Origin of the sequence: Prevotella pallens ATCC 700821 (genome assembly GCF_000220255.1) — a bacterium.
GTDB classification, from domain to species: Bacteria; Bacteroidota; Bacteroidia; order Bacteroidales; family Bacteroidaceae; genus Prevotella; species Prevotella pallens.
The window spans coordinates 67,418-94,126 of the sequence record NZ_GL982513.1 but is presented as its reverse complement, the minus strand read 5'-3'; the positions used below and the strand labels follow the sequence as shown (position 1 = coordinate 94,126).

The window sequence follows — 26,709 nt, the reverse complement described above, 5'->3', positions numbered from 1 at the left end:
ATACTTATTTTTTTGTTATATAAAAAAAAGACCACAGCAAGAACAAAGTTTTTGCGGTAGTCTTACTCTTTCCATAAAGCATTAATGGCTCTGGAAAATAATAACGGGGCAGACGCCCACTTTATTAATAAGAGTTTGCAGCATAAGCCGCAAACATTCTTATATCTTACTTCATTTTAGCAAGCTGAGCTTTAACTTCTGCAGTAATATCTTTGCTAATGGCTTCGTTAATATACAATGGTTGGCCAGCACCTTTTTCCATAATATAAACATAGCCACCAGTTTTAGCTACAGTTTCGATAGCTTTACGTACTTTATCGAGTACTGGACCCAACTTTTGTTGTTGTTGTTCGTTAAAAGCCTTCTGGTTGTCTTGAGCAGTTTGTTGAATTTTAGTGTACATATCCTGAAGAGCTTTTTCAGTTTCAGCCTGTTTTGTGGCATTCATTGTACTCTTTGTTTTGTCGTACTCCTCTGCTTTGCGTTGCAATTCGGTCTGCATATCGGTAAGTTGTTTCTCGTATTCCTTACCTTTAGCCTCTAATTCTTTTTGAACATTAGTAGCTTCTGGCAATGATAGCAAGAGAGCTTGTGAATCGATATGACCAAATTTCTGTGCAAATAAACTCATAGGAGCACAGAGCATCAACATTAAAATAAGCTTTTTCATATTCTTTTGTGTTTTAATTGTTTGTAAATTTCTATTTTTGTTTACTTTATTTTATCTCTCTCAACTATTATTGGTTACCATAACCCAATTTTGCTAATACTTCGTTGCTAATATCTACCTTTGGCGAGCCATATATAATGCCAGAAGTAGAACTTGAACGGTCGATTACAAGACTATAACCACGTTGGTCGGCAACATCTTTAACAGCATTGTATATTTCGTCTTGAATAGGTGTAATAAGACTGGTGCGTTTTTTGAAAAGTTCGCCCTCTGGTCCAAAATACTTACGCTTTAAGTCGGCTGCTTGTTTCTCTTTCGCCATAATAGCTTCTTGTTTCTTTTTCTTCTGTTCTTGCGAAAGGAAAACAACTTCGTTCTGATAATTCTTATACATTGTGGAAGCTTCGGTGTTAAGTGCTTCAACTTCTGCTTGCCATTTCTTACTAACCTGATTTAATTGTTCGTTGGCACGCTCGTAAGCAGGAATATTGCTAAGCAAATATTCCATATCTATGAGTGCAAATTTCTGTGCATGGGCTGCAATAGACGCTACAGCCATTAAACAGAATACTATAAACTTTTTCATTGTTAATATCTTTTCTTGTTATTTATGTATGCTGCCGCTAAAAGAGTAGCATTGTTAAGTTGTTAGAATTCTTGTCCCAATATAAAGTGGAACTGACTTCCTCCTCTTTTACCAAATACTTTATCGAAACCGTATGCCCAATCGATACCCATCATACCAACCATTGGAAGGAAAATGCGTACACCTATACCTGCAGAACGTTTTACATCGAATGGATTAAACTTAGAAGTTTCTGTCCAAGCATTACCAGCTTCTACAAAACCAAGACCATAAATGGTGGTATTACCCAAAAGGAATGGATAACGAAGTTCAAGAGTCATACGTTCGTAAGCATAACCTTCTCCGTGTTGTGTAAGTTGTCCGTTCTCGTAACCTCGTAAACCAATAGTTTCTTGTGCATAATTAGAAGAGTATCCACTCATACCATCACCTCCCATATAGAATGTTTCAAATGGACTCTTTTTATACTTGTTGTAGCTTCCTAATAAACCAAATTCTATACGCGTCATTAGCACGAAACATTTGTTGCCATTATTGAGAGCAGTAAAGGTACGTGCCTTAAACTTCCACTTATGATATTCTACCCAACGGTATTTTTCTTGTTGTTCTTCCTGATAAGTTGCTGAAAAACGGTCGTTGGCAAGATGTTTATAATCTTTCTTATCGAATTTAGACCATGGTGGTGTAATTGATAACGAGGCAGAAAATTCGGAACCTGTACGTGGATATAGTTGGTTGTCGGTAGAACTACGATTGAGCGTTATGTTCAAACTTAAATTATTGGCTGTACCATTAGACATTACAAAGAAATAGCGCCAATTCTTTAAGATATAACGTTGGTAAGATAATTGTAAAGACAACTGGAAATAGTCGTCTGGCCATCTTAAACGTTTACCCCAACCAGCATAGAAACCCCATATTTGAATGTATTTATCTGGATCGAGATAATTTTCGTAGTTATTATAATTATAATTTCCTACACCATACATATAGTTATAATAATTCTCCATATAACTACGGTTGTAATAGCTGGAATTTAAATCGGTAGATTTAGAAAAGTTTGCACCTAATGTAAACTGAATAGGGCGTTTTCCACCAAACCAATTTGTTGCATATTGCAAACCATACGATTGATAATACTTACCATTTGTTTGAGCATTTAACGACATAGTTTCACCATCGCCAATAGGTAAGAAACCTTTGTGATCTTTATTCTTTTTCAGCAGATTTGCTATAGAGAAGTTGTTCAGTTTTAAACCTAATTGTAGCAGAGCACCCATCTGTCCCCAACCTAATGACATTTGAATTTGGTCGTTCGATTTCTGTTTTAAGTTCCAGTTTATATCTACAGTACCATCTTCGTAATTTGGTTTTGGTTCTGGATTTACCGACTCTGGGTCGAAATGTCCCATAGAAGCTAAATCGCGTGCAGTACGCATTAGTGCAGCTTTAGAGAAAAGATCGCCCGGTTTTGTACGCAATTCACGACGAACTACATTTTCGTAGATACGAACGTTTCCATTAATGCGCACACGTTTAATACGTGCTTGTTGTCCTTCGTAGATACGCATTTCCAAATCTACAGAATCGCCAACAATGTTTACTTCTGTAGGTTGTAAGTTATAGAAAAGATAACCGTGGTCCCAATATTGGTTACCAACAGACGATTCATCTTCCGACAAACGTTTATTAAGATATTTCTGATTGTAAACATCACCTTTCTTAATGTCGAGTAATGAGTTTAAGAAATCTGTAGAATAAACAGTATTACCCACCCACGTGATATTACGAATATAGTATTTCTTTCCTTCGTTTACTTTAACATATACGTTTACATGTTTATCGTCTGCATTCCAAATACTATCTTTTAAAATAGCAGCATCGCGAAAACCATATTCGTAATACTTATCTATTAAATGCTTTTTATCTTCTGTCCAACGTTCTGGAGTAAACTTTTTAGCTTTAAGAAGAGTAGAAAGTTTTCCTGCTTCGTTTGTTTTAGTGAAAGCTCCCTTCTTAAAGAAAGTTCCTTTTATTATTTTATCGGATAGTTGTGCATTACCGTCAATAAAAATATGACGTACCTTTTTCTTTTCTTTTTTATCTACGTCTATATCAAGAATAACCTGATTTTTTGCAGTAACATCATCGCGTTGTCTAATTTGCACAGTGGCATCTTTATATCCTTTATCATCGAAATACTTTTTTGCAAGTATCTGAGCACGGTCTATCATATTAGGTGTTATTTGTCCTCCTTTCATAATACCTAACTTCTGTTCCATATCCTCGCGTTCGCTTTTCTTTAATCCATTATAGTTAATGGTAGAAATGCGTGGACGTGCCTTTAGATAGATATGAAGATATGCGTTATCTCCTACCAAAGAATCTACAGCGATTGAAACATCAGAGAACAAACCATGTTTCCAATAGCGTTTTACAGCATTTGTTATAGCTGTTCCTGGAATTTCTATATCCTGTCCTACAGACAATCCTGATATTCCTATCAAAACATAATCTTCGTAGCCATCTACTCCCGACACAGATATACCAGCTAACTTATATGTTTGTGGGTTTGCGGCGTATGAGATGATTGGATTTACGATCTTCTGTTGGGCTTTTATTTGCAAACCAAAGCTAAGAATAAAAGCTAATAGTATTAAGACCTTTTTCGTATTACTCATTTATAGCGTATCTTATTTGTTTCTTTGTTCTGTTTCTATTTGTTTCTCTGTTTTTCCGAAACGGCGTTGCCGTTTTTGATAGTCGGCTATTGCTGTATGCAAATCAGCTTCGTTGAAGTCTGGCCAATAAGTATCGCAAAAATATAGTTCCGAATAGGCTAACTGCCAAAGTAAGTAATTGGAAATGCGATACTCTCCTCCTGTTCTAATCAATAAATCAGGGTCGGGCATAAAGTTTGTACAAAGATGTTTATTTATAATATTCTCGTCGATGTCTTCTACTTTCTGCTCGCCTTTTTGTACTTCTATTGCTATTTGTTTTGTTGCTTCTGTAAGTTCCCATCGTGCCGAATAACTTAGTGCAACAACCATAGTCATAGCATTGTTGTTTGCTGTATGTTCTATCGTTTCTTTCAGCTTTTCGGCAACGGCAACAGGTAAACGTTTAATATCTCCGATAACTTGGAAGCGCACATTATTCTTCATAAATATTTCGTCTTCAAGAGAAGTCAGCACTAATCCCATAAGTGCAGCTATTTCATCTGACGGACGATTCCAATTCTCTGTAGAAAATGTGTATAATGTTAGGTATTTCACACCTAATCGTGTGCATTCTGATGTTATTCGACGCACAGTTTCTACTCCCGCTTGATGTCCATACGATCTTGGGTTATTGCGTTCTGTAGCCCAACGTCCATTGCCATCCATTATTATGGCAATATGTTGTGGAATGCGTTTCATATCTAATTCTTCTACCATATTTTTCGAAGATTGTTTTTATTTCTTTATTTATAGATGCGATAAACTGGAAAGCTACATCTTACTCGTCTTCGTTATGACACGTTCTACATTTAGCCATAAAGCTATAAGTTACGGTAAGTTGTAAAGTTGAATAACAGTCGGTATTCTTAAATGCTCCACTACTTTTTATATCGTATGGATCCTTTTGTCCGTCCAATTCATCAGATAAACAAAAGTGCATAGCCCACTCCAATCCAATATTTGTTCGTTCGCCTAATTTATATTTAACACCTATTCCTATTGGGACATTTGCAGAGAATGCCGATTTTTTGGCTCCGTTCTTTATTTGTACATAAGTAGCACCTAATCCTCCAAAAACAAAAGGAGTTAAACGTTGCGCTCCTCTATATTCTCTTCCAGTACCATAAGGCCAGAAATTGTATTCGTATGTAGTTCCTACATCTATTAATGTATTATTAAACTCGTAAGGTGTTGTAGCAAATTTTGGGTAATAGGTTTTGATGTCGCTTGATTTTCCCTTTATCTTGCCATACGAAATATTGAATTTTAAGCCCATATACGGATTAAACGCATAACGTGCTAATACAGTTCCCATTGGCTGAAGGTTTTTTGTTAGCGAACTATTAAAGTCGCCTAAGTATCCCATCATTCCTATTCCTGCACCCAATTCCATTCTGTACTCTTCACCATCTTGTGCCTGAATAGGAACATAAGCTAAGAGGAACAATATATAGAAAAGGATACGTTTCATTTCTTTTATTTTATAGTTTGACAGTTTGCCCGATAGAGCCTTATAGTCATTAATAACTTCTTGTAAATTCGGTTTGTTGTTTACTCCAACCTTCACTGTTTAATCTGCCTTTCCAAACCTTATTGCCACAAACAATCCAAATATATTTCTGACTGTCTGCTGCTATTGCAAAGTTTCTTGATGGAGTTTCTGTTGGATAAACATAATGTTTATTGGTTGTCCAAACTATGCCATTGTTTATACTTTCTTTAATTGGAGCAAACTTGCCATTGTCTGTAACTCCAAATGCCATAGCCTTATTGTTGTAATAAATCACTGATAGATGGTTGTATTTAGGTAGTTGAAACTCACTACTTACTTCGGTTTCAACAAATGACCATTTGTAACTTGTAGATGTACTCGTACCATCAATTAGTTTAGTCCATGCCACTACGAAATTGTTGGTTGTATTTGTGCCGAAAAGTGTAACTCTACTTATTTGGTTATCTGTAGCCGATGGTTGATATATAAAACCAATGCCGTTGGTTGGCAGATAAGAAGAATTTGCATCTAATGCTTCGTTAGTCCAACTTACACCATTATCTTTCGATACCATAAGCGTATTACTATTCGATAGTGCATACAGTTCTGTTGCACCTGCAGCTACTAATTGTTGTAGTGGAGCAGTACTTACCGTAGTCCAAGTTACTCCATCGTTCGAATGTTTAATTTGTCCATTGTCAAGCAAAAACATTCCATTTTCAGTCGCAATTACGCTTTTATAACTTGTGGCACCGAATGTTGTTGGGACTTGTGTCCACGTGTTTCCATCGTTCTCTGCTGTGAAGTAACATATAGTTTGACTTCCTTTTTTGCCAAACACATACATTTTTTTATTATAACTGACCATTTTCACATCATCGAATAATGCAAAATTTGTATTATCATTAAGTGTGTTCCACTTAAATTCGTTACCACGTTGCTTGTGTACATTTACTGTTATGGTGTATGTTTTGCGATATTCTCCATTCTGTGAGTAAACTTCGATAATGCGTGGCTGTGAGAAATCGATAGAGTCGTTCTCTTTATAAGGCGTTGCTACACCAATGGTTAGCGGTCTTATAAATATTTTTCCATTACTCTTGGCAGTTATGTTTGTAAGCACTGCTTTTGCTTTTGTTCCATAGGGCAATGAATCTGGGTTGTAGATAGTTCCATTATTCTGATTTATATAGAACCTATATGTTGTGGGCTTATACTTGGTAACAACAACTGTATCTTTTCCAGCTGCATTTACGGTATCGTGTAGAATCTTTACTTCCTTAATAGAGAAAGCAACAATTGCTGTAGCTTGCGAACTATTATCTGGTACTTTTTCTTCTTCTTTAAAGCAAGATGTTAGTGCAAGTGCCATTGTTAGCATTGCCACAAGGGAATATATCTTATGTTTCATCGGACAATAATTATACTATATTGTGTGCAAATTTACTTAGAATTCTTTAGATACTGCTCACTTTTGATAGTTTATTATGTAAATTATTGTTTTTAATGCCTATTTTTAAGTTCTTTAAGTAATGCCTAATCATCTAAATAACGTAAGTCTGATGACCATTGTATTCCCGATCAAAAATCTTACAGGCCACTGATAGACAAGAAATATCAGAAGATTGATGCTTTATCTATCCTTTAATAACGAAGTGGCTACGCCCATATTCCAGCTGTGAATGCTCTTTTGATTGTACAGTAGGTATAATCAGTAAACAAATAAATATTTGGTGTGAAAGCATAGTTTATATTTACTTGCCCATTGAAAGCAATTCTTGGTAAACAACTCCAAAATTTAACTGAGCAAAGTTTGACCGGGTAAGATTCTTTCTGTAGTTCAATTGGAAGAACCAATTATCGTTCGGTCGATATTTTATAGTAACTACAGGAATGTAACAAACCCGAGAAAATTTGTTTCGTTAAGTACAAACATAAGTTTTTTGCACAAAGGTAGCATAATCGCTATAGTAGGCAAAGGCGGATAGTATAGTCATTCCCTTAAAAGCCGAATATTAGGCTTTTAAGGGCTGACTATTTAATAACATCTATTCTTTTAAGGATTTTCGAAACCTCTTTATCTGTACGTAAATTTATGTTTATCTGCTACTTCGTTGTTGGTACAATGCCTGCATCAGTATCAGAGTTATGAATACGTTGGTTCACCTCAGAGCCATGCTTTCCAAAGTTTAGGTTGAAATGAAAGTCTATGCCAAAAACCTTACATAGATTTTTCGACCATACCATTTGATTATAAGGAGCAAGATGGGAAAGATTCTCTACAGACATTTCATAACGTGAACTGAAGATGTTCTGCAACTGGAGTTCTACACCCCATTTTTCTCTATTGTACCCAAAAACTATACTATGTGATTTCTCATCTTTGTTAAGTGTCTCCCCCCACAAGCTATGAAAACTTGTCTCAAGATTGGCACCTACATACCAATTCTTGTACATTCCCATTAAGTTGGCACGCAAGCCCCAGTTGGTATGTGTATGCGTATAAGTATTACCATTGCTGATATAGCGATTGACAAATGGGGTTAATTGAATGGATATATAATCCTTCCAAGGTTGTACTTTTAGGTTTATTTGAGAGTTCAGACGATGGAAGCCTCTTTGATTGGCATAACTCCTAACATAGAAGCCATTCGAATAGGTTGTTTCTTCCATATATGGTTTATCATCATAGCTATAACGAGTAAACCATTCTGCACTGATATACTTTGTTTCTACGCTAATTGATAGTTCATTAGAGAAAAATCTGACCGCCTGTAGATTTGGATTTCCACGGCGTATTTGGTAAATATCTATGTGTTGTTCAACATCGCTTAATTCGGCAAGTGAGGGTGCGTACCCTCCCATATAGGCTTTATAGCGTATTGACAGATAATTGTTGAAACGATACCCCAGCAGAATAGTCGGGCGAAATATATATTTTACCTGTTTTGCATTTCCTTGGCTAACATAGGTTCTCATAGCACCTACACCTACCATATAATCCAGTTTCCCTAACTTTGAGGCCCATTCTCCAAAAGCATAACTCTCACCTGTATTCATCTTTACACTTGAGGATGTATTTCCATCGTATGCATTTTTTGTGTACATCTGCTGATGTCGCAGACCGAATGACAACCGCGAATACTTGATTTTCTGCTCGTAAATAACTTCAGCTATAGCCGAATATTTATTACCATCGACATGAGATGTTATTTCTTGTACAGCATTTCCCTGAGATTGGCGATATAAACGGTCGTTTTTAGTATTGATATATGTTCCTATCAGGTCAAAGAAAAGATGCTTATCCTTGGAAAACTCATGTTGATAATAAATATCTAACGATGGATTGTTGCTCCTTGACTTGGTGCGGTCCATGATATCGAATGTGTTGCTATCCTGGATAAGTTTAGAATTTCTATCAGATACCGCATGCGGCGTATTGTTATATAAATCATGAAAAGTAACACTCAATATGTTTCCGCTATTTATGTAATCGTATCCTATGGATAGATTGATGTTATCATATTGTGCCTTTGTCTTTTGCCCTATCTCATAGTTCCTGATACTGGGTGTCGTTGCATTGAAAGTTTCTATGTTTTCACGTAACCAGTTTATATCACGCCGATTCCAGTTTACAGATGTCTTGAAGTTTGACTTACCTATATGATAATTACCCGATAGCTGATAATCTCCTATACCTAAAGGATTGATAGTGTTCATCAACTCTCCAGAGATACTCCCTCCATTCTTCTTTTCCTTTAAGATAATGTCAATTACAGCAGCTACATTTCCATATCTTAGACCGGGACTATCATAGTATTCTATTTTCAATACATCTGCTGGCAAGAGAGCCTTCACCTCCTGTATCTCCGCCTTTACACCATTAATACGCAATTCTACGGCATCTCCTATCGTGGTAGTTACCTTACTGTCAAGCGTATTCACTGAGATGCGTGAAAGCTGAAGATGCTGCAACAAATTAAAACCATTGCTTGATGTCTTTCGCTGAAGCTGATTAGGGATAATAATTTGTCGGTCAGCTTTTTGTGTTACGCTGTTGACTGTCACTGTCACGCCATTAAGCTGCTTACTATCTGGTTCCAACACTATTGTACCTACCGATAGGTGCTTAGAAATGTTTTGGCATTTAATTTCCTGCGTAGAATACCCAACAAAAGATATCCTTATTCTATAGTTCTCTCCTTCATGCGTATTCAGTTCAAAGCCACCATTCATATCAGTTACCACTCCATCAATCATCTTATTTTCGCTTTCACGAAACAACGAAACCGTCGCAGCTGGTAATGGTTGCTTGTTTTCATCTACTACCGTACCCGTAGTTTGTGCAGCAAGAATACCATAGCAGCCAGACATGAGCAACGTGAGAATTTTCTTTTTCATAAACATTATATTATTTATTATATGTATTGTCTTATTATAATTTTGGAGTAAACATCATGATATGCCGACAACTTTTCTTGTCTTTCGATGTTGCAAAGGTAATATTTTTTTATTTTCACTACGCAAAAGTATAATTCTTAGTTGTTTGCTTAAATTTAACATCAAAGTGTGATTATGTTGCTTTATAAATACAATACTCATTTATAGTCTATTTAATTCAGTAGTTGATTTTTCCCCTCTATATTTATTTTTAGATGGATTTATTTGATAGCTTACTGTAAAGATAAACGTACATCTATTAGCATCGTTCCATTTATTTAAAATTATATTATTGGTATTTTTACTCCACTTTTCGCGACTTGTGTTAAATAAATTATTAACTGCAAATTTTAATCGTAGCTTTTCATTAAAGAAGTCTTTTACACAATGAATGTTACAATTGAAATTCTGAGAGTAAGAAGCTAAATCTGTATCTAAATTCCCACATGTATTAAAGCTCATATCTACTCCTATTTGGAAATGCTTAGGCAGGGTTATTATATTATCGAATAGCAAGGAGTAAATGGGCTTATTATATTTACTGTTATTGTAAACCAAAAAAGGTTTAGTAAAATCTATTGTAAATGATGGTCTCCATATTTTAAACCATATCGGTGAATAATATAAAGCAATATCAAAAGTTTGGTTGCTTTTTATATTCTGAGTATGAAAAATGGCAATGGAATCACTTCCATTGTATCTATCGTATACATACATAGTGCTATTTTTCATAATAGAATAGTTTGCCATTACTTGAAAATCATTCCACCCTAATGAAAATGAAAACATATTAGTTTTTTGTGGTAAAAGATTAGGAGTCCCACCCTCATATTCATAAGGATTATTATACTCAACTGAATTTCTAAGCATAAAATAACTTGGACGTAATGTCGTATAACGATATGCAAGCGTCATCTGTACATTATCGTTTTTATAATTAATGGCAGCAGAAGGATAAAAGCCTTTATCTTTCTGAGAATCTTTTTTAGAATTATTGCTATTGTTATAATAATTAAAATTCATATATTCAAACCTAATTCCCATACTTATATCCCAGTGTGTACCAAAAGGTTTTTCATATTCTGAGAAAAATGAATATAGTTGTTGTTTAGCTACATTGGAAGCAGGTAATAGGCTATTTTGCAAGGTTGTACCATCAAGTATTGAATAACGATTTTTATTTGTAGTAAAAGCTCCATCAGTTCCAGATGTCAAAGTTCCACCAAACAAAGGACTTATTACCTTTGCACGATACGCATATAGCATATTGTTACTATGATTCTTTGAATGGATTTCCTCGCTATTAAGAGAATAATCTTGGTTACTCTCATTAGATGAATTCATATAATCAAAATCAACCTTTAGATATGCGTCTTTTGTAAAATAATAAGAGAGATAACTATTTATATAATGGCTGTATATGACAGATTTTCTTTTATCGTTTGAAATAAAATCTTTAAGATGTCCCATATATTTAACTTCAACATAATCATTAGTTGTGAAATTTTCATGGGGTAAAGATGTATACTTGTATATAGCACCCATTGCTAACTTATCTCTATGCTCGTAATTCAGCCCTACTGTTCCGTTCCAAGAAAGAGCGTTAGTTTGCATATCTATGTTCTCATTTACCTGCTGAGCTAAAAAACTTCGATTCGAGAGTTGCTTAGCCTTAGATGATGTTCGATTATATTGTAAATCCGCAAAAAGGTCAAATTCTTTCTTGCGATATTTTATGTTTAGTCCACTATAATGAGACAAATTACGCTCCATACTTAAACCTGCATTAGCCAAACAGCCAAATCCTTCTCCTATTGGTTTTGATGTGATTATTTTTATCACAGCACTTATCGTAGCATCATATTCAGCTCCAGGATTGGTTATGATTTCTACTCGTTTAATATCAGAAGAATTTATTTGATTCAATTCGCTTAGATTACGCACCAATCTATTATTGATAAAGATTAAAGGCTTTCCTTTACCCAAAACACTAATATTTCCATTCTTGTTTATAATAAAGGGAAGATGAGATAACACATCTAAGCCATTACCAAGTTTGCTCAATGGACCAGAAGCAATATTAGCAATAATACCTTTTGCTGTATGTAAGTAGGTCTTTCTTTTTACTATAACTTCTTTTAAAAGGTTTTCATTGGGCTGTAAGAAGAAGTTATATAAGGTGTCTTTAGGCATTATTTGCCTAAATTGGGTTTTACAGTCAATGTAACTTACCTTTATAATACCATTGGTTATAGTGTTTGGAATTATAAACATACCCAAAGAGTCCGTAGTGGTTCCTGTTATAAATGCACTATCAGATGCAGAAAGAAGGGTAACGTTTACAAACTCCATAGGTAAATTACTATCTTTTTCTCTTACTATTCCTTTTATTTGTGCAAAAGTACAAAGTGAAAGCATAAAAAATTTTATAATTAATATGCTTCGTATCTTATTATTAGTATTCATAATTTCTTTTGTTTCTTGATTTATACGGCAAAGATACTTCTTATGCAAATATCACCTATTATACTTTTGTGTAAATTTGCTCCTCTCTCTTTGTTTTTTACACTTTTGTGTATTCTTTTTGCGGTATTCCACATTAAAAATGTACTTTTGTAGTGAAATATATCAGAGAACCTTAGCACGTTTAGCATATATGACAGACATAAAAGATTTCTTTATAGCATCGAACACCGTGCGTAATGCACCTGACTATGATTCCAATGTACTCTCTACATTGGTGCAAACCGTAGAGGCTTTTGCTCGTGTTACCTATCAGAGCATTTATTTGATAGACTGAGACCTCTGCAAAACCTACCATTCTTTCAACTTTCATCCGTATGCTCTTAGATGTATGACTATTTTCTGACCAACTGCTACCGTTAAAATTTGAGATAGACAAATAGTATGAGGGGGCAGAGGTCTCTATTTATCGTGTTCTTATTGTTCCGTGCACCCTTTAGTAAAGTTTAATTGCAGTTCAATATAAACTTTTGAATCCTATCGAAACTATTAGGAATATATCGATGCCATACTAATTGAAGCTGTGTGTGATATGTACGTTTATGTTGGCATGATGCGGAAAACACATTTATATTAAATATTTTTATGTAATTAGGCTGACATGTTAGAAAGATATGCTAACTTTGCATTTTTACAGTGCAGTATCATGACAAAAACAGCAGGGACTTGTGATCTTTATAGCATCGAACACTGTGCATAATGCACCAGATTATGATTCAAATATATTGTCAACATTGATTCATACCGTAGAGGCTTTTGCTCGTGTTACCTATCAGAGTGTTTATTTGATAGACTATTACAGGCAGGAATTTCTTTATGTGTCGGACAACCCTTTGTTTCTTTGTGGTCATACAGCAAAGGAGGTGAAGGAATTGGGATATAGTTTTTATTTGAAATATGTACCAGAAGACGAGCAAAAAATGCTTGTTGAATTGAACAGAAGTGGTTTTAAGTTCTTTGATACTTTCGACAATGTTGATAAATACCAATGTTCCATGTCATATCATTTTCATCTGAAGAGTGGAACAAAAAGTAAGTTGATTAATCACCAGCTTACTCCCATTCTATTGACAGATGAGGGCAAGATATGGATTGGTATGTGTGTCGTATCACTATCTTCACATAAAACAGTGGGGCATGTAGAGTTCCACAAGAATGGGCTCAGAAACTATTGGAAATACTCTTTCGAGGGGCATCGATGGAAGGAGTGTGAAGGAGTGTCTTTAAAAGAAGAAGAAATTGAGGTGCTGCGGTTATCTGCAGCAGGACTTACCATGACGGAAATTGCAGACAAAATGTGCCGTTCGTTAGATTCTATCAAAACCTATAAACGCCACGCCTTTGACAAATTAGGCGTGGCGAATATCACCGAAGCTATTTCAAGAGCTACCTTAAACAAACTCTTCTGAAAATAATAACTTACGGCAAAAGTGAAGAGAGATAGAATTTGGGGAAATAGTTTACAGGTTTTCCTGTAGCAAGATTGTACATTGCCGTTGTGCATAATCCTGCTGCAATCCATGATGCTATGGACAGTTGTGGAGGTGGTAGCATTTCGCTTTCTTCTCTATATTGAGTAACGATTTTATCCAACCACTCTTTAGGTTGATTCCAGAAAGCCCCATGCCCGGTTACATACTCTGCTACCTTTAATTCAAATCCTTTAGGATCGTCTGCCAATTCTGATAAAGAATGCCCCAATGGGTCTACAATCGTAACAAAGCCAGCCCAACCAAAGTTGTATGGGTGCAGTACTGGGATTTTTCTTTCTTTGCAAATCCTATCAAAGACAAAAGGTGTATCGTCCTTAAAGTCCAATGCATTGATAGCCACATCATGACCATTCAGCATCTCTTCGATGTTATCAGGAGTCAAGAACTCTGTATGGTAATCTATCTGCGCATCAGGATTGATACTTTGCAAACGCTCTGCCAAACATTCTGCCTTGTATCTGCCAATGTCATTCTCTGTATAGTTCTGCCTATTAAGGTTGCTTTCCTCCACCTTGTCTCCATCAACAATAGTGATATGTTCGAAACCAAATCTTAAAGCGCATTCAGCAATAATACTGCCAATACCAGCACCACCAAGGAATATCTTATAATCCTTGATAATGCTTTGTTCTCTTTTGCTCACGTAGAGCCTGTTTCTGCTGTATCTTTCTTCCATAACGAAATAATTATTTTAGGCAAATGTAGATGTAATAAAGCATATATGCATTACACAAAAGTGTAATAATCAATTACATTGTTGATTATTTTAGATTTTATAACATAATCGGAGGCTATTATCCCGATATCCTGCAAGATGTATGGGCTGATATACAGCCACTCACATACTTGGAAAGCGAATTAGAATAAGCTGAAAGGGAAATGTTACAAGATGATGTAATACAATAAGTTACAGAGACAAAAATAAGATTTCAGAAAAGCATTCGTTTGTTGGTCGCATTTTAGATATCTGTCACTCTCGTCTCAGATATCTGAAACGCAACTGATAGATATCTGAAACGAACAAATATGACGTCATATTTTATCGTACTATACATAACAATTCAATCTTATGTTCATATAATGTTTGTGTATAAACAATCAATACAACTATTTTGCATTAAGTAGGTGTTCACAATTAATTATCAATATATTTAAGCCCATCTCTCAGTCTGTCTATCCATTTCAACGAGTGAGTGTAGCGAGATATACGATAGTTGAGAGATGGTGGGATAACGAAAAAGTAACATAAATATATTGGTAAGGCAAAAACGAAAATAGGTACAAAGCATATATGCGTTTAGTTTTTGAAAATCTAATTACCTACAATTAGGTAAATTAAGTAGAAAACAACAAAAGGATACACTCAATTCAACTATTTTTCATACATTTGCCTATCGAAGTTACATCTTAAAATAAATGTATTTATGAAAGAAAACAAAGTATTGATAAGCAGTTTGCCATCAGAATGCACCACTATTATTGTGGGACAAGATATGACAGCCGATGGCTCTATGATTGTGGCACGGTCGGAAGACTGGGACGCTATGGAAGCCAAAAACTATGAAATTTACGAGGATACCGTCGAAGGTGCAACGGAGTATGTAGCGAAAGACAGTCCATTTCGGTGCGAACTTCCTAAAGAAGCCTTAGGTTATGGCGCTTTGGCACCTTATTGCTTGCCAAACCACTGGGGAAGCGCAGGCTTCAACACGGCAGGCGTGGGTATGAGTGCTACTGAAAGCATCTTCAGCAGCGATGCAGTGCTAAAGTTCGATCCGCTTGTAGAGACAGGAGTCGCTGAAAACGCTGTATTCAATGTTGTATTGCCATACGTTCGCACAGCGCGCGAAGGAGTAGAACGGTTAGGTATGTTGATTGAGAAACATGGTATTGCCGAAGGCTTCGGTATAGGCTTTGTAGACAATAAGGAAATATGGTACTTGGAAACTGCATGCGGACACCGTTGGCTGGCTTGTCGTATGCCGAAGGATAAGTATTTTGTTACAGGCAACCAGAGCCGCTTCCGCGATTACGACCCGTTAGACTCAGAAAACTACATGGCATCTAACGACTTGCTGGAATTTGCTGAAAACTGCGGACTGTACGACCCAAAGAAAGGGAAATTCGATTTTCACGAGGTTTATGCACGCGACATAAAGCTCGACACCACTTACAACTATCCACGTGTATGGGGATTACAAAAAATGTTCTCGCCCGGCATAAAGAACGATGTTACTAAGAACACCTTCCCAGTTTATGCAAAAGCCGAACAGCCCATAAGCATTGCAGACATGCGCCGCGCTTTCCGTTTCCACTACGATAACACAGAACACGACCCTTATTTGCACAGCAATCCTAAGGAACCTTATCGTCCGGTATCAATCTTCCGCACCACTCAAACCCACATTTTACAAGTTCGTCCCGAACTTCCACAGGCTATTGGCTGTGTAAATTATGTGGCTATGGGAATGGCAGATCTCGGCTTGTTCCTTCCGCTCTATCAAGGCATAACCTCTTATCCTGAAGCTTATACGAAGGGAACAAACGAGGCGAGCGTAGATTCTGCGTATTGGAAATTCCGTAAGGTAATGACTTTAGGTATGGTGAACTACAACAAATATGCACCCATTATAAAGGAAGCTTACCTGAAGTTTGAGGCAGAAACCGACCAACGACAGCGCGAAATGGAAGAAGAATATCTGCGAATTTACAAGACACAACCGTTACGTGCCAAAGATATGCTGCAGGAATTTTCAGACAGCATACTTATAAAAGGTATGGAACTTGCCGATCGTCTGCAAGAAAAAATCTTCACTCAGCTAACAAAGGATATACAAGCTGAATATCTTTTCCACGGTGCATAATATGTTATATTGCTAAAGCGATTTATAGAAGAGTAGGTGTGCTCAGACAATCAGTTGAACACACCTATTTTTATTGCTAAATATTGCTTTACTTGTTATGCAAACTATTGCTAAGAAATAACCATATAAGGCAGATGAGTTTATTCTTAAAGTTGTTTTGTGTTATAAAACAAAGCACAAGTACGAACGATTGTTCCTGCATAGTTTTATAATAGAGCCTGTTTCGTTGCGCAATAAAATTAGTATTGTAAGGTATTGGTGATACAATAATTATATGCTTCTTTTTTTAGAGACAATTAAATGAATGCAAATATTGTAATAAATACAATAATTTCGGCTGATGTTTGAAAATAAATGTTTATCTTTGCATTATATTAGCTATTTATATTTAATAAACAGGATAAAATAATTTAGAATAAAACATTTATGAGTAAAATTGCATCAGGAATTGCATCATTCGTACATTTTATACTCGAATTAGCAGCATCGCTGAAAGGTATAGGTATTCATTTAGTACGCGTTGCAATCTTTATAATTTTTGTGTGGATTGGTGGTTTGAAATTTTGGAATTATGAGGCAGAAGGCATTGTCCCTTTTGTTGCTAATAGTCCATTCATGAGTTTCTTTTATACGAAGAAAGCACCAGAGTATAAAGATTATAAGCTGAAAGAGGGAGAATTCAACAAAGTTAAACACGAATGGCACGAAGAGAATAACACTTATACCTTCTCTCGTGGTTTAGGTATAGCTATTATGTCGTTTGGTATATTGACATTGTTAGGCATTTGGTTCCCTAAGATTGGTTTCGTTGGAACAGGGTTAGTAATAATAATGACTATAGGAACGCTGTCTTTTCTTGTTACCACACCAGAAGTATGGGTTCCCGATCTTGGTAGTGGAGAGCATGGATTCCCGTTATTAACAGGTGCCGGTAGATTGGTAATAAAGGACGTATGTATTCTTGCCTCGGCAGTAGTAGTCTTAGCAGATTGCGCGCAGCGAATACTTAAGAAGCAACGATAGTATTAAATTTATAGCATAATAAAAGGGAGTAGCTTATAAGGCTCTCCCTTTATTGTTTTCTGTTGGTTATATCAAACAGATAGTTTTGTTTTTTTAGTATGAAACTAAGTAATGGGTCTTATACTATCGTTTGATGAACTTTACAGATTGGTTAGCAACATTAACAACGTATATTCCAGCTGTTAAGTTCTCGATATTGACTGTAGTTTGTGAACCATTTGCAACAAGACTGCGCATAGATGCACCTGTGGCGCTGAATATTTGCAATGTTTTTCCAATAAGAGATGTAGGAATATTTACTATGAGCTGATTGTCTATAACGTTTGCTTGTAACGAATTGTTAGAAGAAGATGTAACATTGTTTATGCCGTCTGATGTACCAACAGCTTCGTATGTTATCTCTGTTTCGTCGGTAGTTTCGCTTATCGGTGCGTGCTTAAAGAATTTTTCCATTGGCAATTCTTTAAAGAGTGTACAGTTAAGCGGACCTTGTAGTGCCCATTCTGCTTCAGTAGCTTCGAGCGGCATAAATGTTTCAGCGGCGAGTTTCTGTTTATCGTATTTAAACTCTTTGTTAAAGCCGTTGCTACTTGAGTGTATATCTATGTCGCCATCGTTATCGTAATGCCACGTCCATGATAATATTTGCTGTGATGTGTAATTAGGGCCAGGAACTTTCTTTATAGAAATGCGCCGACCTTGTTCGTCGTATGTAAATTCTTCTTTCCATACCAATTCGTTGTTATCAGGATATATCTGACTAACACAGCTAACAAGTCCAGCATCATTATATTCAACTTTACAAACGCGTCCGACATTCTCTTCGAGTTTATCAGTTGGATAATCAAATTGGCGAATATCTACGTGGTCGAGTCGCATATTGTTGTCGTAAAAGAATTCCATTACAACGTCTTCGGTCAGTGTTTTCTCGTCAGGTTCTGTTCCGTGATGCGTAGCTCGAGTATATTCGGTTACATATCCATATTCGTTACGTTTATAGTTGTGTCTTGATGATATTATCGACTCACCATTTTCAGTTTTTAAAGCTTCTTCTTCTTTCTGAATCATATAGCCTTGCTGGTCGTAAGTGTAGTTGTATGCATATATCATAGGACCCTCACTTCTTTTGTATTCTTCCTTAACAAGGCACCCCATCTTGTCGTAGACGTACTGTGTAATTTGTTCGTCTTCTGTATCTTTCCACTCCACAACTTTCGCCATTCTGTATTTGTATACAGCAGGGTCTGCTCTGAAATAGTTAGGAGCCATTTTTATTTGTGCAGTGCTCACTTGTGATGTGGCAAGCAATAGAGCTGCCACTGTTAAACGTAATAGTTTCTTCATTGTTATCTTTAATTATTGTTACTGATTAAATTTCTTTTAAAGTATATCGTATTCTTGCATAAGAAATACCGCTGTATTTCTTGTGCAAGTAATAACCTTCGAGGCAATTAGTCCTCTCTCTATATATATGTTATATTGTTATAGATTACTTGTTCTTAATGAACTTATATTTGAAGCTAACTTCTTTCTTTCGTCCAGTAGCGTCCTTTAAGCCTGTAAACTGAATGATTGCGTAGCTACCATCTTTAAATCGTACTAAGAATACAGGTGCCTTTTCAGGATCTGACTTCGACATAGTTAGTTCGTATTGTCCCATTGTGCCTTTTACTTTATGCATCCAATAGTAGAGTCCCATATTTACATAGCTCTTCATATATCCTAATACAGCAGGAACAGTCATCATTCCTTTCATATCGTAGATGAGATATGCTTTAACGTCGCTCACCCATTTCACATTTGTAGGCAATGTCTTAATGGTTTCAATAGATGTTGTATCTGTCATATATCCTTCGCCTCCGTTAGTTCTTATATCGTAGACGTGGAATGCCAAGTGCCATTTTTCAGGAGCGTTTGATGGTCTTGCTTCTACAGTTTTGGTTATGTCGTATTGTCCGAATCGGTCTTTCTGTTTACCGTCTTCAGAATATGTTCGCCACTCTTGTTCACTAACATCTTCTTTCATTACGGTTTCTCCCGTTTCTAAGTTTACATACACCCACTTGTCGTAGTCTTCAAGCGTCTTCTCTTGTGTTATGAACGATAACTCTTTGATTGGAGTCTCTTTGATAGGGTCATCTTGTGGTTGAACAGGTTTGGGCTCAGGTCCGTCTTCATTCTTTGTACACGATACACACAATAACCCAGCAAGGCACATTAATGCCATTAGTAATTTAAGTTTCATAAATAATAGTGTTTAAATATAAAATTAATTGTACGGGTGCAAAAGTATATATTAGCGAATGGCTGTGCAATACCTCGTATTAGGTATTTTGTGTAGTATAAGTTAGGTATCGCATTATAGGCTATTGTGCGATAGTGTAAAGATGGTACTTAAGGTTTTGTAAGACACTATGTGTTACACAAATAATAACTTTTTACAACAGATGTGTAAAGCTATTTGTTGTGAGTAAATATCAGCAAAAATGGATAGATGTGCCGTATCTTCTTTATTGGAACAATATTTCTGAAAAACACTACCTATAAATGGTTAATAGGTATTACGCAAATAAAGGGCATTTGTGATGGTATATTACCTTGTTTGTCTTTAACCACCAATATATTTCTCGGTTAAATTGTCGTCATATCTTAGTCTTTGTACATTCCGTAGTGTTCTATTCTGAATGTGTATAATTGTATTTAAAACGAATGTGCAAGGGCTACAGTCTATTTATTGCTTTTACAATTCGGTTTACAAATCAAAGCGTGTGTTTGGATATTCGGATAGCAACTTTGTTTTTGCTTTTTCAACAACTTCAATTACAGGTATGGCAACTTTCTGTATTTGCCAGTTGTTTATAGACATTTTTAGTAAGTCGTTATTGGGTATGTATTTTGCAAAATTCATTCTCTCACGAATGTTCAGCCATAGAAGAATCTCTACGGGGAAAATGAAATAATCTGCTGAAGAGAAGTCTGGAATATGATTTTTACGTTCGTATTCATCTGATTCAGCAATATGAAAATCAACCAGTTCGTTCACTAATTTAGACAATAGGTCGTTATCGTTTGTATCCCAATACTGAAGTGCCTGCGCATATACTTTCATATCTTCTGGATAGTTCAAACGACTATAATCTAATTCTATTCCTTGCCATTTACAAAATATCTCAAGCATAAACCAAGCATGCTTATATGCCGCATGCCAACCTTTATATTGTTTACCATAAAGCATATTGATTAAAAGTTTGCCATAGTTTATAGCTAATGTGTCCCAACCTAAGAGTAAAGCCTGTGAAAGATGTTTGATAGCATTTTGGAAAGGTATAGCACTATGATATTTTTCGTGATTTTTACCCAAAAAGAAATCCCAGTTATTAGCTTCTATTCCAAGAAGTGTTGATTTGGCTAAGCTACTTAAATCGGTTGTTGCACTATCGGTTGTTGTTAAGAAAGAATATATATAATTGTAATGAAACCATGACGAAATAAAGTCTAATGCCAAACCTATACCAGCTACAGATTTCTCATTTCTTATATATTCTTCTATATCTTTTATAGGTTCTATATAAAAATAGTCTTTCTTTTCTAACTGGTGTTTCTTCTTAGACTTTGTGTAGTCTACTAACGTCTTAATTGTTTTCATAACTTATATATAGATGTGTTGTTATATAGGTTCTCTTCCTTGTCTACATAAACGCCGATATTTCTGTTTCTACTTCTATTTAGTAGTAAAGAGTTTTGGACACTTTTAACAAGTAGACAAATATAACAAATTCTGCCTTTATATAACGATAGTTCCACATTAAATATTGTACTCATATATTTATAATAATGTCTAAATCGGGCTATAGCAGATTATAAACCAACGAAGTTTATAATTCTCTGCAAAATTAATATCTGTTGAGCATTATAATGTGCCCTCATAAAGGCGGTGTTTTTTTATGATATCTAAAATGCAACTGACAGATATCTGAGACGAACGTTACAGATGTCTGAGACGAGCGTTACAGATATCTGAAAAATACGTAACAGATATCTGCGATAAAAGTGGCTACATTCACCATGCTTTTCTAAACAGCTGATGTTGTTTATTTGGTTGTGAAATAAGCAGTAAGCATAGCTACAGTTTTCTCCGCCAATATTCTACAGAATATCTACTTTCTCACCAACAGAATTTTTTAGCAACAACATTTACGCCATACCTATACTTGTTAGGTGCCTCTTTCTAATAGTTACCAAATAGTGTGTTAAAATGTTTCCGATGGTTATTCTTTTATAGTTTCATAGCTTAGTTTGAGTTATAAATATAGTTTTATAGCAATCATCTACATCTTTAATTTCGTGGTAGTAAACTTCCGTTCCTTTTATATATTCGCATTCTAATAAGGTGCATTGTTTTAGCCAACTAATAATATCAGCATTATTTTTGTTGTATATATATAGCGATGGTGGAGTGTCAATTCCTTCTAAAATAGCATTATCCCATTTACGGGGGATATTAGTTTTAGTGTAAAAGTTACTTATGCAAATACACAATATAACTCCATATTCAAGATTAAGTTCTTTGATATAGCTGGTAAAATCATTATAAATGTGAACCGAAGCATTCCACCAGAGTTCTTTAGCTTTCGACAAGCTGTTATCAATCTCATCGATATGATAGTCGTCGTAAAAATCGTGCGATGTATTATTATAACGTTCTATCCATTGTTTAATGAAAGAGATATTGTTTTGTTTATTGTGCTTATATGTTTTTTCCATTTTCTTTTATTGCTAAAACACCTGAGTTTAGTCTATTTTATATAAGGTGTAACTAGCTCCTCCATTCACCTAAAAAGCCCCAACTAACTATAATTTACTTCGGTTAGTGTGTTTATCTCCCACCACAATATATAGAAACAATTCGAGGCGCAATTTTGTAGAATAGCCAATATACACCCACGCTCACGGTGAGCATTATAACCGGACTTAGTATATATATAAGGAATGCTTCGAGCTCGTTGTGTGGTACCACTATTCCACGCTTCAATATGGTGAGAATGCCACCCAACACAATAGAGTGAAAGGCAAACACAAAGAAAGTGGAATTGATTAGAACAAGTGGCAGTGGAAAAGCAAGTTTGTTTTGTTGTTTGCGACGCTCTAAAATGCGTGTTGTTGTAGAGACTGTGAAAACTATCAATCCAGCATACATTAAGTTAGCACAATTTATCTGCCAAGCAAATATAGCAAAGAAGAGACCTCCCCACTTTAACGGACGCATAACATCTATAAATTTTATTTGTTTAATACTAAAGAATGCTCCGAAAGAAAAGAACAACAGTCCTTGAACGCTTAATCCCGGTAGGTTTTCAGCCCAACGCGAGACATAAAGCAAAGCAAAAAACAACAGTATAGATATCTCTTTTCGTTCGTTTGCAAGCCAGTGCAATACCTTATATATAATAGGTGTAAAAAGGCAAATCACCATTAAGTCGCGTATGTACCAAAACGGAATAACCAAGGGTGCAGCTATGCCGCCTTGTGGACCAATCTTACTTATATCCCAAAAACACAACAACCAGTCGGTAAAGCTAAAACTTTCTATGGGTTTATGCACAATAGCCGTCCAGTTTGGCAATATCCCCTCTGCTACAGATAAAAGAAAGAGATAAGTGCTAATCCATAGAATGTAGGGTAGAAGTAACGAGAAAGCACGTCGTTGCAGCTTATGTAAATACAAATCTTTAGAGAATAAGCCTTCTTTAAAGAATAACGAACCACTGATGAAGAAGAAAAACGGATTAGCCAGTGTTGCTAACGAATTAGAAATGATATCAAATACATCGCCCAGAGATGGCACCTGTGGACCAATTCCAGTTGTATTTATTGTCCAAAATACGTCCCAATCGGCACTAATATTGTGGAAATTAGAGTGAATGAAAAGTATTAACACTACCAACGGGAAACGCAAGATACTTATAACTTGCGATTGTGTGTTGGCAGTGTTTATACTTATTCTCATTCGTTTAAGCCTTATCTGCTAACAATTTTGCTGCCATTTCTTTGCCCAGTCGCCAGCATTCGGCTTTTGTTTCTTCGGTAAGAGCTTGTCGCATTTCAACAGGCTCGCCCACCTTTTCGAAATGTCCACGTGTTTCGTTCCATTCACCAATAGCCGTAACGGCTCTACTAGCCCAGCCGTAAGAGCCAAACCAACCAATGTAATGGTTCTTAATGTCGTGATTGGCTATTTCAGAAAGCAACACTTCCATTTCGTGATACAAGCCATTGTTATAAGTTGGTGCGCCAACTATTAAACCTTTATAACGGAAGATATCGCGGAGAATATAGCTGTGCGGAGTCTTCGAAATGTTGTACATCACAATATTCTTAACACCCTCTGACGAAGCTGAACGAGCAATTTGTTCTGCTACACGCTCGGTGTTTCCATACATTGTGCCATAACAAATGACAAGACCTGGTTCTGTTTCATATTTAGACATCTTGTCGTACAGTGCAACCACTTTCTCCACATTGTCGTGCCATACCGGCCCATGTGTAGAGCAAATATAATCGAACTTAACACCAGCAAGTTTCTTCAGTGCATTCTGTACAGGAGTGCCATATTTACCAACAATGTTAGAATAATAGCGTACCATTTCCAGCCAATAAGGCTCTGTATTGATGTTTTTATCAATAATTCCACCATTTAATGCGCCAAAACAGCCAAAGCCATCGCCTGAGAAGAGAGCAGAACTCTCACCTTTGTAGAGAGTCATCATTGTTTCTGGCCAGTGTACCATAGGTGTCATAAAGAATTGTAACGAATGTTTTCCCAATTCCATTGTCTCACCATTCTTCACTTCTATAGTATTCTCCTTTATACCGTAGAAACCAGACAGCAAGTCGAATGTCTTTTTGTTTCCTATAACTTTAATGTCTGGATAATACTGTTTGAGAAGTGCTAATCCACTTGAATGGTCTGGTTCCATGTGATGGATTACAAGATAGTCTATTTTGCGGTCGCCAATGACCTCGCGTATATTCTCTAAGAACTGCACGAAGAAGTCTACTTCTACAGTATCTATCAATACGACTTTCTCATCGTCTATAAGATAAGAGTTGTAACTGACACCATTAGGTAAGGGCCACAAACCTTCGAAGAGTTGTTTATTACGGTCGTTTACGCCTACATAGTAGAGCTTATTTGTTATTTCTATCATAGAATCTGTTTGTTTGTTACTTTGCAAATGTACCACTAATTCGTCATATTTCAAAAAGAAAATAAGTAATTTTGCACTCGCAATGAAATATAATACAACACGTTTATTGAATGGTCTGCGCATTATTCACCTTCCATCGGCATCGCCAGTGGTTTACTGTGGATACGAAGTTAATGCAGGCTCGGCTAGCGAAGAACCTATCGAGGGGGGGATTGCTCATTTCTGCGAGCACGCTACCTTTAAAGGAACACAACGGCGAGATAGTTTAGATATTATAAGGTGTCTTGAAAATGTGGGGGGAGACCTGAATGCTTACACCACTAAAACCACCACTGTTTACCATTCTGCTATTCTTAGCGACCAGTTTCCACTGGCTGTAGATTTACTTTCTGATATTGTTTTTAGAAGTGTCTATCCACAGAAAGAAATAGAGAAGGAAGTTGAAGTGATATGCGATGAAATAGAATCGTACAACGATAGTCCTGCCGAACTTATATACGATGAGTTTGAGAACTTGCTATTTAAAGGACTTCCATTAGGACATAGCATTTTGGGTACGAACGAAGTGGTGCGACAATTTACATCTGACGATGCGCAACGGTTTACAAACAAATATTATCGTCCAGACAATGCCATATTCTTTGTGTATGGAAATGTGGAGTTTAGCCAAGTGGTTGCGCTATTGCAACAGCACACAGAGAGCATTGTGCCTCCTAATGCTCTCTGTATAGGCTACACGGAAGATGCTACAAACACACTAACAAAGATAGAAGATACGTACGAACCATCTACTATTGTGGTTGATAAGAAAACACATCAAGCACACGTTATGATGGGCACACGTAGCTATTCGGTACACGATGAGCGGAGAATTGCACTCTATTTGCTGAACAATATTCTTGGTGGTCCTGGTATGAGTACGCGTTTAAACCTCTCGTTGCGTGAACAGAATGGATTGGTTTATTCGGTTGAAAGTACGTTCGCATCGTTTAGCGCAATGGGTATGTGGAGTACTTATTTTGGTTGCGACCCACAAGATACCAATAAATGTATTGCGTTGGTGCGAAAAGAGTTTGATAAGGTGATGCAAGACCCCCTATCTGATGCTGAATTGGATAGAGCAAAGCACCAGATTAAAGGACAAATAGGTATAGCATGCGATAGTAGAGAGAATTTTGCTTTAGACTTTGGAAAGAGTTTTTTGCACTTTGGTTGGGAGAAAGATATAACGAGTCTTTATGCACAAATAGATGCTGTTACGGCAACTGATATTCAGAATGTAGCAAACGATTTATTTGTGAACGATAAACTTACGACACTTATCTACAAATAAATAGACCCGTTTTAGCATTTGTGAATAGCTATAGCCTATACCCCAAACAGGTTAGTAATGGGTGCTGTATAGCAAGCTATTATTTATACCGACAATAGCAAATCTGCTTAGCTGTTAAAACTGTTATAATAGTGCCTTATATGGGTTGTGGTTTTTTGTGATGTCTAAAACGCAACTAACAGATATCTGTAACGAGTGCGACAGATATCTGTGACGATTGTTACAGATATCTGAAACGAGAGTAGCAAAAATATGAATGTTTTTTCTGGAAATAGAGATGTTCCATTAGGTGGCTAAATAACCAGTAGACGATGCTTATAATTGCTCTATTTATATTTTGCAGAGGCTCTGTTT

Annotated in this window: 19 protein-coding genes and 1 pseudogene; 5 read left to right on the top strand and 15 right to left on the bottom strand. The window is 36.1% G+C overall.

The features are described from left to right. Positions 1 to 166: 166 nt before the first annotated feature. From HMPREF9144_RS00390 to HMPREF9144_RS00355, 8 genes are all read right to left on the bottom strand, one after another. Positions 167 to 670 carry an OmpH/Skp family outer membrane protein gene (locus HMPREF9144_RS00390; protein WP_006043781.1) on the bottom strand — a complete coding sequence of 168 codons (504 nt, stop codon included), beginning with the start codon at positions 668 to 670 and terminating at the stop codon, positions 167 to 169. Between the two features lie 67 nt (positions 671 to 737). Further along, positions 738 to 1,256: an OmpH/Skp family outer membrane protein gene (locus tag HMPREF9144_RS00385; protein ID WP_006043780.1), complete on the bottom strand. Its 519-nt coding sequence runs from the start codon at positions 1,254 to 1,256 to the stop codon at positions 738 to 740. A gap of 62 nt (positions 1,257 to 1,318) precedes the next feature. After that, positions 1,319 to 3,937 carry a BamA/OMP85 family outer membrane protein gene (locus tag HMPREF9144_RS00380; RefSeq protein WP_006043779.1) on the bottom strand — a complete coding sequence of 873 codons (2,619 nt, stop codon included), beginning with the start codon at positions 3,935 to 3,937 and terminating at the stop codon, positions 1,319 to 1,321. Positions 3,938 to 3,949: 12 nt separating this feature from the next. Further along, complete coding sequence (locus HMPREF9144_RS00375) at positions 3,950 to 4,696, bottom strand: isoprenyl transferase (protein WP_006043778.1); 747 nt, start codon at positions 4,694 to 4,696, stop codon at positions 3,950 to 3,952. Positions 4,697 to 4,757: 61 nt separating this feature from the next. Beyond that, positions 4,758 to 5,450: a type IX secretion system protein PorG gene (gene porG, locus HMPREF9144_RS00370; RefSeq protein ID WP_040595448.1), complete on the bottom strand. Its 693-nt coding sequence runs from the start codon at positions 5,448 to 5,450 to the stop codon at positions 4,758 to 4,760. 49 nt (positions 5,451 to 5,499) lie between these two features. Further along, positions 5,500 to 6,882 (bottom strand): DUF6242 domain-containing protein, encoded by a 1,383-nt coding sequence (locus tag HMPREF9144_RS00365; protein WP_006043776.1) that lies wholly within the window; start codon positions 6,880 to 6,882, stop codon positions 5,500 to 5,502. Between the two features lie 695 nt (positions 6,883 to 7,577). Next, positions 7,578 to 9,872 (bottom strand): TonB-dependent receptor, encoded by a 2,295-nt coding sequence (locus tag HMPREF9144_RS00360; RefSeq protein WP_249031143.1) that lies wholly within the window; start codon positions 9,870 to 9,872, stop codon positions 7,578 to 7,580. A gap of 201 nt (positions 9,873 to 10,073) precedes the next feature. After that, on the bottom strand, positions 10,074 to 12,377 hold the full coding sequence (locus HMPREF9144_RS00355; protein ID WP_006043774.1) for a TonB-dependent receptor domain-containing protein: 2,304 nt from the start codon (positions 12,375 to 12,377) through the stop codon (positions 10,074 to 10,076). A gap of 190 nt (positions 12,378 to 12,567) precedes the next feature. Here HMPREF9144_RS00355 and HMPREF9144_RS00350 point away from each other — a divergent pair. Both HMPREF9144_RS00350 and HMPREF9144_RS00345 read left to right on the top strand, forming a co-directional pair. Next, positions 12,568 to 12,708 (top strand): annotated as a pseudogene (locus tag HMPREF9144_RS00350) (helix-turn-helix transcriptional regulator); the annotation flags it as partial. A gap of 394 nt (positions 12,709 to 13,102) precedes the next feature. After that, a complete protein-coding gene (locus HMPREF9144_RS00345; protein WP_006043772.1) occupies positions 13,103 to 13,843 on the top strand; it encodes a helix-turn-helix domain-containing protein in 741 nt (246 codons plus the stop codon). Between the two features lie 10 nt (positions 13,844 to 13,853). On the opposite strand, the gene HMPREF9144_RS00340 is transcribed toward HMPREF9144_RS00345, so the two are convergent. Next, entirely contained in the window at positions 13,854 to 14,603 is a 750-nt protein-coding gene (locus HMPREF9144_RS00340) for a ThiF family adenylyltransferase (protein WP_006043771.1), read from the bottom strand. A gap of 748 nt (positions 14,604 to 15,351) precedes the next feature. On the opposite strand from HMPREF9144_RS00340, the gene HMPREF9144_RS00335 reads away from it, so the two are divergent. Continuing rightward, the gene (locus HMPREF9144_RS00335) at positions 15,352 to 16,791 is read left to right on the top strand and encodes a C69 family dipeptidase (protein WP_006043770.1); all 1,440 of its coding nucleotides are present in this window, start codon (positions 15,352 to 15,354) and stop codon (positions 16,789 to 16,791) included. Positions 16,792 to 17,217: 426 nt separating this feature from the next. Further along, positions 17,218 to 17,814: a DUF417 family protein gene (locus HMPREF9144_RS00330; protein ID WP_006043769.1), complete on the top strand. Its 597-nt coding sequence runs from the start codon at positions 17,218 to 17,220 to the stop codon at positions 17,812 to 17,814. A gap of 123 nt (positions 17,815 to 17,937) precedes the next feature. Here the strand turns inward: HMPREF9144_RS00330 and HMPREF9144_RS00325 are convergent, their stop codons facing one another. From HMPREF9144_RS00325 to HMPREF9144_RS00300, 6 genes are all read right to left on the bottom strand, one after another. Beyond that, a complete protein-coding gene (locus tag HMPREF9144_RS00325) occupies positions 17,938 to 19,158 on the bottom strand; it encodes a T9SS type A sorting domain-containing protein (protein ID WP_006043768.1) in 1,221 nt (406 codons plus the stop codon). 145 nt (positions 19,159 to 19,303) lie between these two features. Continuing rightward, positions 19,304 to 20,059 carry an HmuY family protein gene (locus tag HMPREF9144_RS00320; RefSeq protein WP_006043767.1) on the bottom strand — a complete coding sequence of 252 codons (756 nt, stop codon included), beginning with the start codon at positions 20,057 to 20,059 and terminating at the stop codon, positions 19,304 to 19,306. 507 nt (positions 20,060 to 20,566) lie between these two features. After that, positions 20,567 to 21,460, bottom strand: a complete 894-nt coding sequence (locus tag HMPREF9144_RS00315; protein WP_006043765.1) for a hypothetical protein — start codon at positions 21,458 to 21,460, stop codon at positions 20,567 to 20,569. 638 nt (positions 21,461 to 22,098) lie between these two features. After that, positions 22,099 to 22,578, bottom strand: a complete 480-nt coding sequence (locus HMPREF9144_RS00310; RefSeq protein ID WP_006043763.1) for a hypothetical protein — start codon at positions 22,576 to 22,578, stop codon at positions 22,099 to 22,101. A gap of 112 nt (positions 22,579 to 22,690) precedes the next feature. After that, the gene (locus tag HMPREF9144_RS00305; RefSeq protein ID WP_006043762.1) at positions 22,691 to 23,821 is read right to left on the bottom strand and encodes an acyltransferase family protein; all 1,131 of its coding nucleotides are present in this window, start codon (positions 23,819 to 23,821) and stop codon (positions 22,691 to 22,693) included. 4 nt (positions 23,822 to 23,825) lie between these two features. After that, positions 23,826 to 25,022 carry an FprA family A-type flavoprotein gene (locus HMPREF9144_RS00300; RefSeq protein ID WP_040595332.1) on the bottom strand — a complete coding sequence of 399 codons (1,197 nt, stop codon included), beginning with the start codon at positions 25,020 to 25,022 and terminating at the stop codon, positions 23,826 to 23,828. A gap of 82 nt (positions 25,023 to 25,104) precedes the next feature. On the opposite strand from HMPREF9144_RS00300, the gene HMPREF9144_RS00295 reads away from it, so the two are divergent. Next, positions 25,105 to 26,355: a M16 family metallopeptidase gene (locus tag HMPREF9144_RS00295; RefSeq protein WP_040595331.1), complete on the top strand. Its 1,251-nt coding sequence runs from the start codon at positions 25,105 to 25,107 to the stop codon at positions 26,353 to 26,355. Positions 26,356 to 26,709 lie beyond the last annotated feature (354 nt).

Bases quoted from the DNA above. Each gene is read 5' to 3' on its own strand.
- HMPREF9144_RS00390 (WP_006043781.1), bottom strand. From the start codon at position 670: ATGAAAAAGCTTATTTTAATGTTGATGCTCTGTGCTCCTATGAGTTTA.
- HMPREF9144_RS00385 (WP_006043780.1), bottom strand. From the start codon at position 1,256: ATGAAAAAGTTTATAGTATTCTGTTTAATGGCTGTAGCGTCTATTGCA.
- HMPREF9144_RS00380 (WP_006043779.1), bottom strand. From the start codon at position 3,937: ATGAGTAATACGAAAAAGGTCTTAATACTATTAGCTTTTATTCTTAGC.
- HMPREF9144_RS00375 (WP_006043778.1), bottom strand. From the start codon at position 4,696: ATGGTAGAAGAATTAGATATGAAACGCATTCCACAACATATTGCCATA.
- porG (WP_040595448.1), bottom strand. From the start codon at position 5,450: ATGAAACGTATCCTTTTCTATATATTGTTCCTCTTAGCTTATGTTCCT.
- HMPREF9144_RS00365 (WP_006043776.1), bottom strand. From the start codon at position 6,882: ATGAAACATAAGATATATTCCCTTGTGGCAATGCTAACAATGGCACTT.
- HMPREF9144_RS00360 (WP_249031143.1), bottom strand. From the start codon at position 9,872: ATGAAAAAGAAAATTCTCACGTTGCTCATGTCTGGCTGCTATGGTATT.
- HMPREF9144_RS00355 (WP_006043774.1), bottom strand. From the start codon at position 12,377: ATGAATACTAATAATAAGATACGAAGCATATTAATTATAAAATTTTTT.
- HMPREF9144_RS00340 (WP_006043771.1), bottom strand. From the start codon at position 14,603: ATGGAAGAAAGATACAGCAGAAACAGGCTCTACGTGAGCAAAAGAGAA.
- HMPREF9144_RS00335 (WP_006043770.1), top strand. From the start codon at position 15,352: ATGAAAGAAAACAAAGTATTGATAAGCAGTTTGCCATCAGAATGCACC.
- HMPREF9144_RS00330 (WP_006043769.1), top strand. From the start codon at position 17,218: ATGAGTAAAATTGCATCAGGAATTGCATCATTCGTACATTTTATACTC.
- HMPREF9144_RS00325 (WP_006043768.1), bottom strand. From the start codon at position 19,158: ATGAAGAAACTATTACGTTTAACAGTGGCAGCTCTATTGCTTGCCACA.
- HMPREF9144_RS00320 (WP_006043767.1), bottom strand. From the start codon at position 20,059: ATGAAACTTAAATTACTAATGGCATTAATGTGCCTTGCTGGGTTATTG.
- HMPREF9144_RS00315 (WP_006043765.1), bottom strand. From the start codon at position 21,460: ATGAAAACAATTAAGACGTTAGTAGACTACACAAAGTCTAAGAAGAAA.
- HMPREF9144_RS00310 (WP_006043763.1), bottom strand. From the start codon at position 22,578: ATGGAAAAAACATATAAGCACAATAAACAAAACAATATCTCTTTCATT.
- HMPREF9144_RS00305 (WP_006043762.1), bottom strand. From the start codon at position 23,821: ATGAGAATAAGTATAAACACTGCCAACACACAATCGCAAGTTATAAGT.
- HMPREF9144_RS00300 (WP_040595332.1), bottom strand. From the start codon at position 25,022: ATGATAGAAATAACAAATAAGCTCTACTATGTAGGCGTAAACGACCGT.
- HMPREF9144_RS00295 (WP_040595331.1), top strand. From the start codon at position 25,105: ATGAAATATAATACAACACGTTTATTGAATGGTCTGCGCATTATTCAC.